Source organism: Actinomycetospora straminea (assembly GCF_028737255.1).
In the GTDB taxonomy this organism is placed as follows: domain Bacteria; phylum Actinomycetota; class Actinomycetes; order Mycobacteriales; family Pseudonocardiaceae; genus Actinomycetospora; species Actinomycetospora straminea.
Genome location: NZ_JAQZAN010000037.1, coordinates 15,950 through 27,572 on the forward strand (window position 1 = coordinate 15,950; position 11,623 = coordinate 27,572).

General features: G+C 74.8%; 8 protein-coding genes. 1 reads left to right on the plus strand and 7 read right to left on the minus strand.

The features are described 5' to 3' along the window. Positions 1-31 precede the first annotated feature (31 nt). From PH190_RS29825 to PH190_RS29855, 7 genes are all read right to left on the minus strand, one after another. Positions 32-766 carry a TetR/AcrR family transcriptional regulator gene (locus PH190_RS29825; RefSeq protein WP_274235177.1) on the minus strand — a complete coding sequence of 245 codons (735 nt, stop codon included), beginning with the start codon at positions 764-766 and terminating at the stop codon, positions 32-34. Positions 767-794: 28 nt separating this feature from the next. Further along, positions 795-2,147, minus strand: a complete 1,353-nt coding sequence (locus PH190_RS29830; RefSeq protein ID WP_274235178.1) for an MFS transporter — start codon at positions 2,145-2,147, stop codon at positions 795-797. A gap of 9 nt (positions 2,148-2,156) precedes the next feature. Continuing rightward, on the minus strand, positions 2,157-2,927 hold the full coding sequence (locus tag PH190_RS29835) for a maleate cis-trans isomerase family protein (RefSeq protein WP_274235179.1): 771 nt from the start codon (positions 2,925-2,927) through the stop codon (positions 2,157-2,159). After that, positions 2,924-4,573 carry a (2,3-dihydroxybenzoyl)adenylate synthase gene (locus PH190_RS29840; protein ID WP_274235180.1) on the minus strand — a complete coding sequence of 550 codons (1,650 nt, stop codon included), beginning with the start codon at positions 4,571-4,573 and terminating at the stop codon, positions 2,924-2,926. The genes PH190_RS29835 and PH190_RS29840 overlap by 4 nt, the downstream gene beginning before the upstream one ends. A 77-nt stretch (positions 4,574-4,650) precedes the next feature. Beyond that, on the minus strand, positions 4,651-6,225 hold the full coding sequence (locus tag PH190_RS29845) for an FAD-dependent monooxygenase (protein WP_274235181.1): 1,575 nt from the start codon (positions 6,223-6,225) through the stop codon (positions 4,651-4,653). Next, entirely contained in the window at positions 6,226-8,559 is a 2,334-nt protein-coding gene (locus PH190_RS29850) for a hydantoinase B/oxoprolinase family protein (protein WP_274235182.1), read from the minus strand. Positions 8,560-8,561: 2 nt separating this feature from the next. After that, the gene (locus PH190_RS29855; protein WP_274235183.1) at positions 8,562-10,661 is read right to left on the minus strand and encodes a hydantoinase/oxoprolinase family protein; all 2,100 of its coding nucleotides are present in this window, start codon (positions 10,659-10,661) and stop codon (positions 8,562-8,564) included. A gap of 176 nt (positions 10,662-10,837) precedes the next feature. Here PH190_RS29855 and PH190_RS29860 point away from each other — a divergent pair, with 176 nt between their 5' ends. Beyond that, positions 10,838-11,575: an AfsR/SARP family transcriptional regulator gene (locus PH190_RS29860; protein WP_274235184.1), complete on the plus strand. Its 738-nt coding sequence runs from the start codon at positions 10,838-10,840 to the stop codon at positions 11,573-11,575. Positions 11,576-11,623 lie beyond the last annotated feature (48 nt).

The following is an 11,623-nucleotide window of genomic DNA, read 5'->3' on the forward strand; positions in this document are numbered from 1 at the left end:
CGTCGACGGTACGCCGCCGTCGACACCCCTGTCAATCTTTTGACGGTGGCGACGAGGTGCCGAGGACGTGCTCGAGGTAGTCGAGGTCCTGGCGCAGCAGGGCGACCGCGGCGGCGGGGTCGTCGGGCCGCGGGCTCGCCGGGCGGCGGTCGGCGGTCTGCGCGACGAGCGCCACCGCCATGTCGGCCATGTGCTCGGCGACCTCGTCGACCGTGCGCGCGCCGCCGGGGTGGAACCACCAGGCGATCCAGTTGCACATGCCGATCAGCGCGAGTGCGGTGGTGCGCACGTCGCCGGGCCGGAACTCCCCGCTGCGCACGCCCTGGTCGACGACGCGCACGACGCCGTCGAGCACCCGGCGCTTCGCGACCTCGTGGGCGTGCGCGAGGTCCCCCGGCAGCTCGGACTCGGAGCGGATGACCAGCCGGAACCGCGCCGCGTGACCGGCCTGGCGCGCTGCGAGGTGGCGCACCAGCCGGCGGATCTTCGCGGTGGCGTCGAGATCCTGCGCGGCGATCTCCTCGACCATGTCCGCCGGGCCCTCGGTGATCTCGGTGACCAGCCGGGCGAGGAGCTCGTCCTTGTTCCGGACGTAGTAGTAGAGCGCCGGGCGGGTCATGCCCATCGCGTCGGCGATGTCCTGCAGGCTCGTGCCCGCGAAGCCGCGCTCGGCGAAGAGCCGCGTCGCCTGCTCGTAGATCTGCGACTCCACCAGCTCGCGGCGGGTCGACGCCCGGCCCTGGGCCGCGGGTCCGGTCGCGCTCATGGCCGGCGACGATACGGCGGCGGCGGTCTCACGCGGCGGTCGCGTCCGCGGCGACACGCTCCGGTCCGGTGGTCCTCGTGCGGCGCGGGACGAGGAGGATCGCGACGGCGCCGAGGAGAGCGGGGCCGGCGAAGGCGTAGAAGAGCACGGAGATCGGCAGCTCCGCGGCGAGCAGCAGCCCGCCGTAGACCGGGCCGAGGATGCCGCCCAGGCGTCCGACCGAGAGCGCCGTGCCGATCGCTGTGGCCCGGGCGTGCACCGGGTAGCGGCTCGCGATGAACACGTTGATGAGGATCTGGGTGCCGACGGTGCCCACGCCCGCGAGCACCACCGCGACGTAGAGCACGAGGGCGGGCAGCGGCTGGCTGAGGGCGGCGATCCCGACCACGGCCAGGAGGAACGAGCCGACGGTCGCCGGCCGCGACCCGACCCGGTCGGCGATCCGGCCCACCAGCAGCGGACCCACGGCCGTCCCGACGTTGAGCACCACGAGGAACGTCAGCGCCGACCCGACCTCGTAGCCCGCCGACCGCATCAGCTGCGGCAGCCACGTGTAGAGCCCGAACAGGACGAGCAGCGACGCGAACGTCGCCAGGCAGAACAGCAGGGTCTGCGTCGCGTGCCCGCGGCCGAACAGGACGGCGAGCCGGCCGCGGCCGGCGTCACCGGTCGCGGTGGCGCGGTCGTCGGCGGTCGCGAGGGCGGGCGGCAGCCCGAGGCGGTCGACCCACCGGCGCGCCGCGTCGAGCTGCCCGCGGCTGCGCAGGTGCACGAGCGACTCCGGCAGGAAGCGCACCGCGGCGGGCAGCACCACCAGGGCCGCGAGGCCCCCGACGAGGAACACCACGCGGAAGCCCAGGTCGGGCCCCCACACGGCGGCCACGACCGCCGCGAGCAGGCCCCCGACACCGACGCCGGCGAAGGCCAGCGCGGTGTTGAGGTGGTGGCGCCCGGGCGCCGAGTACTCGTAGACCAGGGCCGCGATCGACGGCAGGACGCCGCCCACCCCGAGCCCGACGAGCAGGCGCCCGACGGCGAACAGCGTCACGCCCGGCGCGACCCCGCACAGGATCATCGCGAGGGAGAAGACCGTCGTGCTGACGAGGATCAGCCGCCGGCGCCCCAGCCGGTCGGTCAGCAGGCCGACCGTGACGGCGCCGACGAGCATGCCGATCGGGGTGAGGCTGCCCAGCACGCCGGCCTGGGCGACGGTGAGGGCCCACGCGCGGTCCGCCAGCAGGAACGGCAGGGCCGCGCCGTAGGCGATGACGTCGTAGCCCTCGAGGGTCATGCACGCCAGGCAGAGCAGCAGGACGCTCGTCGGGGTCCGGGGGATGGTGGGCACGGCGGTGGGCACGGAGCCGGGCGCGGCGGTGGTCACGGGGGCTCCTCAGGGGTGGAGGGCGGTGGCGGTGGCGGTGGTGACGCCGGCGCGCAGGAGGGACCCGGCGTCGGGGAGCTCGGGCGCGAGGCCGAGCGCGCGCAGCAGGCAGAAGGCGCCGGCGGTGGCGGCGGAGAGCACGGGCAGACCGAGCTCCTGCTCCGCGCGCTCGACGAGCGACAGCGACGGCATCTGCACGCACGCCGAGATGACGAGCGCGTCGACCCCGGTGAGGTCGAGGCCCCGGGCGGCGGCCATGACGCGGTCGCCGGGGATGCAGCCGACCTCGGCGTTGTCGGCGACCTCGAGCGCGACCCAGTCGGCGACCTCGAGCTCCTCGGCCTCGAGGTAGCCCACGACGCGCTCGGCCAGCGGCCGCACGTACGGCGTGACCAGCGCGATCCGGCGCGCCCCCAGGGCCGCGAGCGCGTCGACCAGCGCACCGGCGCTGGAGAGCAGCGCGGCCTCGACGTCGCGGCCGTGCAGCTGGTCGGCGACGGCGGACTCGACGCGGCGGTGCTCCCCCGGGCCCTGCGCCATGATCGCGACGAGGCACGCGTAGAGCAGCGCGTCGACCCGGGCGTCGGCGAGCTCGTCGACACAGCGGCCGCGCTGGTCGTTCATCGCGGCGAGCTCCTCGGGCGAGACCGTGTGCATGCGCATCCGGCTGCCGTGGAACGAGAACGTCGCGTCGCGGTGCCGCGCGAGCAGCGCCGGGATCTCGGTCTCGACGGTGACGTTGGAGCTGGGTACGACCAGCCCGATCCGGTGGTGGCTCACAGGGCGCCCTCTCCTCGCAGCTTCTCGGCGATCTCCGCCGCCATCGCCTTCTTGTCGAGCTTCCCGACGCGGGTGCGCGCCAGGGCGGCGACGGACTCGACCCGCTCGGGCCACTTGAACGTCGCCACCTCGAGCCCGCGCAGGTGCGCGCGGACGTCCTCGAGCGTCACCGGCACCCCGTCGGTGACGAGGTACGCGCACCCCCGCTCGCCGAGCCGCGGGTCCGGCATCGCGACCAGCGCCGCCTCGACGACGTGCGGGTGCGCGAGCAGGAGCAGCTCGACCTCCTCGGCGTTGATCTTCTCGCCGCCGCGGTTGATGAGGTCCTTGATCCGGCCCTCGATCGACACCGCCCGGTGCCCGTCGATCACGCGGATCGCCGCGAGGTCGCCGGTGCGGTAGGCGCCGGTGGAGGTGAAGGCCTCGGCATTGCGGTCCTCGGCGGCGTAATAGCCGCGCAGCGTGTACGGGCCGCGGGCGCAGAGCTCGCCGACCTCGCCGTCGGGGACCTCGTCCTCGGTGCCCGGCGCGAGCACCACCACCTCGTCGGCCGGCGAGATCGGCACGCCGACGGTGGTGCGCCGCAGCTCGGCCGACCCGTCCCGCGGGGTGACGAGGAAGAGCCCCTCGGCCATCCCGAACAGCTGGCCGACCCACGCGCCGTCCGCGGCGACCGCGGCGAACAGCTCCTCGGAGACCTTGGCGCCCGACAGCACGACGATGCGCAGGTGCTGCGCGAGCGCGGGGTAGGCCGGGTGCTCGGGCGCGCGGTAGTGCACGTGCCCGAACAGCACCGACGTCGTGCGCTCGGCCGCGAGCAGCGGCAGCGCGGTGTCGAGGTCGTGGCCGGTGAGCACCAGGCACGCCCCGACGGTCGCCGCCGCGTGCACCCCGCACGAGATGCCGGCGTTGTGGACGACCGGGATGAGGTGCCCGACGCGGTCGTCGGCGGTCCAGCCGAGGGCGTCGGCGTAGGCGCGGGCGTTGTACCAGTACTCGGCGTGCTGGCGCGGGATCAGCTTCGGCACCCCGGTGGTGCCGCCGGAGAGCTGGAAGACCGCGACGTCGTCGGGGTCGATGCCCTCCTGGATCGCCGCCACCCGGGCCCGGGCCGTCGCCGCGTCGAGGTCGACGCCGAGGTCCTCGAGGCGCACGGCGTGGGCCGGCAGCTCCGCGTCGGCCGGCGCCCCGAGCACGAGGACGTGGGCGAGCGTCGGGTGCCCCTCGGCCTGCTCGACGGCGAACGCGACGAGGTCGGTCCCCCGCGTGCCGTGCTCCACGAGGTGCGCCCGCGCCCCCACCGCCCGGCTGATGTGCGCGATCTCGTGGCCCCGGTGCGCGGCGAGCGTCGCGACCGGCACGAGCCCGGCCTTGAGCAGCGCGTACCAGGCGAGCACGGTCTCGAGCCGGTTGGTGACCTGCACGAGCACCGGGTCGCCGGGCACGAGCCCGAGGCCGGCGAGGCCCGCGCCGATGCGGTCGGTGGCGGCGTCGAGCTCGGCGTAGGTCAGCCGGCCCTCCGCGGCCACGACGGCGTCGCGGTCGGGGTGGCGTGCCGCGGCCGCCCGGAACTCGTCGGCGAGGGTGCGCGTGCCCCACAGCCCGGCGTCGCGGTAGGCGGCGACGGCCGCCGGGGGGAACGGCACGCGGCGGTCGTCGAAGCGCCGGGTGGGTCGGGTTCGGTGGGTGGGTCCCGGCTGTGTGGGTCCGGGGTGGGTGGTGCTCACGTGTCCCCCTCCGGGTCGCGTAGGGCGGCCAGGTGCAGGCGGTCGCTGACGAGCCCGTCGACGACGTCGCCGCGGCACGTCGTGGGCGCGGCGACGACGACGAGGGCGGGCGCGCGCCGCCGCAGCCGTTCGGCGACCTCGAGGCGGGTGAGGACGCTGGCGCGGTCGTCGGCGCCGGTGAACCAGACGACGTCGGCGTCCGCGGCGGCCGCGAGCGCCCGCTCGAGCGCGGCCTCGACGTCGGACTCCCGGCCGGCGGGGCGGGCGTCGGCGCCGACGTCGACCACGGACACGCCGGCGCCGAGCGCCGCGGGGTCGTCGGGGACCAGCCGGGAGGTGAACGTCCGCCCGCCGGCCTGCAGGGGCTGCTCGAGGACCTCGTCGGGGATGGTCTCCGGGTGCTCGACGGTGTCGGCGAGCGCGGGGTCGTCCGACCAGGCCGCGAGCGCGCCCCGCACCACCGCCGGCGTGCCGGCGGCGAAGCGGTCGAGGGCGACGTTGCCGGCCCGCGTCATGTAGGCGACCAGCAGCTGCTCGACCGGCGCGTCGAGGCGCTCCGGGAACGACTCCCACCAGCGCCGCGACCGCTCCGCGATGTCCTGGAGGCGCGTGACGGCGGGCCGGCGGGCCGCCTCGTAGGCGCGCAGGGCGGTCTCGGGGTCGTCGGCCCCGTCCAGCGCGGCGACCAGCGCGATCGCGTCCTCCATCGCGAGCTTCGTCCCGGAGCCCACCGAGTAGTGCGCGGTGTGCGCGGCGTCGCCGAGGAGCACGGTCCGCCCGTCGTGCCAGCGCGCGCACCGCACCGTCCGGAACCGCAGCCAGCGGGTGCGGTTCCCGATCAGCCGGTGGCCGTCGAGGTGCCGGGCGAACACGTCGGACAGGTGGTCGAGCGCGACGTCGTCGGACGCGTCGGGCGGCAGCGCCGCGGTGGTCCGGTCGAAGCCGGCCGCCCGCCACGTCGCCGCGTCGGTCTCGACGAGGAACGTGCTGCGGTCGGGCGCGTAGGGGTAGGCGTGCGTGACGTACACGCCGTGCTCGTCGCGCTCGGGCGCGAACAGCGCGTGCGGCAGCGCGACGTCGACGCCGGCCCACAGGTACCAACCGGTGCCGATTTCGACGTCCTCGCCGAAGTCGCCGGCGGCGCGCGTGGCGCTGCCGACCCCGTCCGCGGCGATCACCAGGTCCGCGTCGAGCTCGTCGGCGGCGCGCCGCGTCCCGAACTCGAGCTTCACCCCGGCGTCCTCGGCGTGGCGCGCCAGGACCCGCAGCAGGTCGGCCCGCCCGACGGCCACGAGGCTGGACACGTCCATCCCGGCCTCGCGGTCGCCGACGCGCAGGCGCATGTCGTGCGACCACGCGGTGGCGAGGATGTCGTCGAGCGTGGCGGGGTCGGCCTCGGCGAGCCGGGCTTGCGTCCTCGCGGCGAGCCCGACCCCGAACCCGAACGTCTGGTCCGGCAGACCCTGCTCGTGGACCACGACCTCGCACCCGGGCCGCGCGAGCTTGAGCAGCCGGGCGGCGTAGAGACCACCCGGCCCCCCGCCGAGCACGGCCACCCGTCGGAGCTCCATCTACGACCTTCCCGACGGCGCAGCATCCGCGAGCACGCGGCTGGTGCGGGTGACGTCGTCGACGTGGTCGACCGGCACCACCGCCGTCGAGATCGCCGTGGCGCACCCCGGGCAGCAGTACTGCCGGAAGTGCACCGCGCCGTCGACGTAGGACCCCGCCCCGTCCACCACCTGCGGACCCGCGTCGCTGACCGGCCCCTCGTAGCGCACCAGGTCGAGCTCGCCGACCGCGCCGGTGCCCAGCACCGTCGCGCAGTGCCGGCACGCCACCTGGTCCCCACCGTCTCGACTGATGCCGACGAGGTTGTCGTCGAGCCGCCGGGCGTCGGTGAGGTCCACCGTGCTCCGATCCCGCTCGCTCGCGGCGACCCGGGCGCGCCGGGCGTCGCGCAGCTCCCGGCGCCGGTCCTCGGTGGCCGCCGTGTCGACCGCGCCCGTGTCGTCGAGGACGACGCCGTAGGCGTCCCGGGCGGTCGGCGCCGTGACCTTCTCCTCCCGCACGTCGCGGGCGACGTCCTCGGGGTCGCGGACCAGCGGGTCGCCGTAGCCCCCGCCGCCCTGCCAGAACATGGTGAACACCTCGCCGGGCGCGACGTACGTCTCGCCGTAGCAGGGCTGGAGCTCCGCGGTGCCGCCGACCTCGTCCAGGTCGGCCGGCAGCCGGCCCGCACCGAGGGCGGTGGAGACGTCGCTGCCGCGGGCGATGTACTCGACCCCGGTGTTGCCGGGGTAGCCGCCGGCGAGCCCGTTGTTCTGGCTCACGGCTTTGCCGTTGGAGGCCAGCACCAGGCCGATCGGGAAGCTCGTGCCGTGCGGGGTGATCGCCAGCGACGCCCCGACACCGCCGCGGCGGCGGCCGGGACCGCCCGAGTCCGGCTCCTCGCGGCGCCACAGGGCGAGGACCGGGTAGAGGAACTCGGTCATCTCGACGTCCGGGACGCGGCCGAGCGGGATGCAGAACAGCCCGCCGGTGTCCATGCCGTCGGCCTGCGGCTGCGCGCCGTACCCGCCGGCCATGGGGTCCATGAGGATCGACAGGAACGGCGTCGGCACGGCGCCGCGCTGGTCGAGCCCCGCGATGACGGCGGTGTCCCAGGTGCCGCAGCAGGCGGACTGGACGTGGGCGTCCAGCTCCGGCGCCTGGTCGAGCATCTGCGAGAGGCACTCGGCGACGAGGTTGCCGGTCAGCCACGCGGGACCGATCGGGCCGCGGCCGACCGCCGCCGGGAAGCTGGCGTTGTTGATCGTGCCTTCCTCGGCGACGAGGTCGAAGCAGCGCATCAGCCCGCCGGCCGACCACGGGATGTCGCCCGCGAGGATCGGCAGCAGCGCGAGCATGACCCCGCCGCGCATGCCGGCGTAGGTGCAGTTGACGACGCCGGACTGCGGGTCGGTGCCGGTGAAGTCGAAGGTCAGGTGGTCGGCGGCCTTCGTCATCGCCACCGTGATCTTGTGCAGGCCGCGGTCGCCGGCGTGCGACTGGTCCTGGTAGCCGGTGGCGTGCCAGGTGCCGTCGGGGAGGTCGGTGAGCTTGCCGCGCAGGCGCGACTCGGCGTCGGCCATCATCCGCTTCATCACGGCCTTGACCGTGTCGGCGCCGTACTGCTCGATGACGGCGAGGAGGCGGTCGCGGCCGACGGTGTTGGCGCCGACCTTCGCGCGCAGGTCCAGCCCGATCATCATCGGCACCCGCGAGCGGCGGACCCAGACGTCGGCGACGTCGTCCTGCAGCACGCCGTCGCGCACGACCTTGATCGGCGGGGTGGGCAGCGACTCGGAGAAGACGTCCTGCGCGGCCGGCGAGAACGAGCCGAGGCCGACGCCGCCGAGGTCGGGCTGGTGGGCGATCGCGGACGTCCAGCCGAAGAGCTTCCCCTCCCAGAACACCGGCTGGTAGACCATCGCGTCGTTCTGGTGCAGCCCGCCGCCGACCCACGGGTCGTTGGTGAGGAACATGTCGCCCTCGGCGATGCCGGGGTTGGTCGCGCGGTGCTGCAGGGTCCAGTAGATGGCGAGGTCGACGGCGCCGACGAGCATCGTGTTGTAGAGCCCGACCTGGACCTCCTGGCCCAGCTCGTCCGAGACGGCGAAGTCGAAGTCGTTCGCGTCGGTGACGATCGGCGAGCCGGACATGCGCTTGAGCGCCTCGCCCATCTCGTCGGTGACCGACCAGAGACGGTGCCGCACGACCTCGTAGGTCAGCGGGTCAAGCGCGTCGATCTGCTCCTGGGTGACGGTGTGGACCGGCAGGCTCGCCGGCAGCTGCGCCGCGAGGGCGGTGGGGTCGATCGGTCGGCTCGAGAACCTCTCGGAGCCGGGGACGGCCATCGTCATGATCAGGCTCCGGTCTTCTGGATGTGGAGGTTGCCGAGCTCGTCGACGGTGCCGGTGCGGCCGCCGGGGACGACGACCGTCGTCGTCGGGACCTCGACGACGGCCGGTCCGGTGATGACGTGGCCGGCGCGCAGGGCGGTGTAGTCGTAGATCGGGGTGTCGACGAAGCCCTGGCCGATCTCGAGGTAGACGGGGCGCCGACCCGAGGGCTCCGGCTCCCCGGACGCCCGCTCGAGCGGCGGGAGCTCCGGGCTGAAGGGCAGGACGCCGCGCCCGCGGACGCGGTAGGTGATGGCCTGGATGCCGGCGGCGCTGAAGCCGGAGCCCTGGCCGTAGAGCTCGGCGTACCGCGCCTCGAACCGGTCGGCCGCGGCCTGCACCGCGTTCTCGTCGAGCGGGCCCTCGCCGACGGGCACGGTGACCTCGGCGAGCTGCATGGCGTAGCGCATGTCGACCTCGCGCACGATCTCGACGCGGTCGAACGTCAGGCCCTGCCGGTCGAGGCCCTGGCGGACCTGGTCCTCGAGCTGGGCGAAGTTCTTCTCCGCGCGCACCGGGTCGACGGGGAGCTGGGCGGGGTCGGAGAGCTCCTGGGCCAGCGCGATGTCGGAGGCCGCGAGGCCGTAGGCGGAGAACGCCGAGGCGACCGGGCCGAGCGGCACGACGACCTCGGCGACCCCGAGGTGCGTCGCGTACTTCGCGCAGAACGCCGGGCCGGATCCGCCGAAGGCGTAGAGGACGAAGTCGCGCGGGTCGTGGCCGGCCTCGACGACGCTCTTGCGCAGCAGGTCGCCGGTCTGGGCGTTCTGCGCGGCGTGGATGGCCGCGGCGGCGTCCTCGACGGAGAGGCCCAGCGGCTCGGCGACCCGGGTGCGGATGGCCTCGCGGGCCTTGTCGACGTCGAGTGCCTTGCGGCCGCCGAGCAGGCCGGTCGTCGGCAGGATGCCGAGGACGAGGTTGGCGTCGGTGTTGGTGGGCTCGGTGCCGCCCTGGTCGTAGCAGGCGGGCCCGGGGACGGCCTGCGCCGAGTGCGGCCCGATGCGCAGGTTGCCGCCGGCGTCGACCCACGCGATCGCGCCGCCGCCGGAGCCGATGGCGTGCACCCGCAGCGTCGGCACGTTGATCGGGTGGTGGTTGATGACGGTCGTGGTGTCGCGCTCGGGCTCGCCGTCGACGATGAGCCCGACGAGGAACGTGGTGCCGCCGACGTCGGTGGAGATGATGTTGCGGTGGCCGAGCCGCCGGCCGAGCTGGCTCGACCCGACGACCCCGCCGGTGAGCACGGAGCCGACCGTGGAGATGGCCTGCGCGGGCGCCTCGGACGCCGCGACCGCGCCCCCGTTGGACTGCATCACCAGCAGCGGGCCGGCGAGACCGCGCTCCGCGAGCGCGGTCTCGAGGGTGGTCAGGTAGTCGCGCAGGCCGGGCCCGACCTGCGTGCTCATGATCGTCGTGGAGTTGCGGGCGAACTCCCGGATGCGGGGGCTGACCTCGCTGGAGAGCGCGACGTAGATCTCCGGGTCGATCTCGTGGACGAGCTCGCGGATCCGGCGCTCGTGCACCGGGTTGCGGAACGCCCAGAGCAGGGAGACGGCGATCGCGCGGATGCCGTCGTCCTGCAGCGCGTGGACCTGCGTCCGGACCTCGTCCTCGTCCAGCGCGACGATCACCTCGCCGTCGCGGTCGATCCGCTCGGTGACCTCGAGGGCGTGCCGCTTGGGCAGCAGGTGGTGGTCCTTGTCCTGGGCGAGGACGTGCTGGAGCTCGTGCGGGCTGCGGCCCAGGTAGCGGCCCTCGACGTTCATGATGAAGATCGAGTCACGGTGGCCCTTGGTGGTCAGGAACCCGACGTCGGGGACCTTGCGCTGGACCAGGGCGTTGAGGCTCGACGTGGTGCCGTGGGCGATGTGGTGGGTCTCGGCGAGCATCTCCTCGACCGGACGCCCGAGCTGCTCGGCGAGCAGCTCGAGCACGTCGAGCACGCCCCGCGAGTAGTCCGGGGGCGTCGACGGCGCCTTCGCCGCGATGACCGAGCCGGAGTCGTCGTCGAGCACCGCGTCGGTGAACGTGCCCCCGACGTCGACGCCGATCACGTAGGTCATGGACCACTCCTCGACGAGCAGGCGTGACCCGAGCCACGCGTTTGACGATGGCGTCGACTATCTGACACCACCGAAATCCCGTCAAGGGCGTCCGGCTCATCGGGCACGAGCTCGATCCACCCGCGGACGACGTCCGGGGTCACCTCGCCGACGAGGTCGGGGTGGTCGGTGCGCACGTGGACAGCACCTGGGGACGCTTCGCGCTCGCGGTCGCGGTCGCGGGCGAGAACGTCGAGCACCTGCTCCCCGGACGCCGCGCCCGCCTGCTCGTCGCCGTGCTGGCACTGTCGAACCACTGCGCGGTCGAGCGCTCGACGCTGATCGACGTGCTGTGGCGCCCGGCCCTGCCCGGCGAGGGCGCGTCCGGGACGTTCTCCGCGCTCCTGTCGAAGGTGCGCACGCTGCTCGGGCCGGGTGGGATCCACGGCCGGCACTGCCTGCAGCTCGTCCTCCCGCCGAGCTCGATCATCGACGCCGTCGTGGCGCAGCGTGCGCTGCACGCGGCCGAGTCGGCGACCGCCCGCGGCGACTGGGCGCGGGCGTGGACCGAGGCGCTCAGCGCGCTGTTCGTGACCCAGCGCGGGCTGCTCGGCGACTTCGACGACCCGTGGAGCGAGGAGCGGCGGGCCGAGGCCGCGCACCAGCACCGCCGGGTGCTCGCCTGCTACGGCGAGGCGTGCCTGCACCTCGGGCCGGGCGAGCGCGCCGGCGCGGAGCGCAGCGCGCGAGCCCTCATCGGGCTCGACCCCCTCGCCGAGACCGGCCACCGGCTGCTCATGCGCGCCCACGCCGCGCAGGGCGACCGGGCGGCCGCGCTGGCCGTCTACGAGCAGCTGCGCCGGACCCTGCGCGACCAGCTCGGCGCCGAGCCCAGCCCGGCGACCCGGGAGCTCCACGCGGAGCTCCTGGGCTGACTGTGAGGGTGGGCCCGCCGTCCTGATCACCTGGTGATGGGGTGGTGA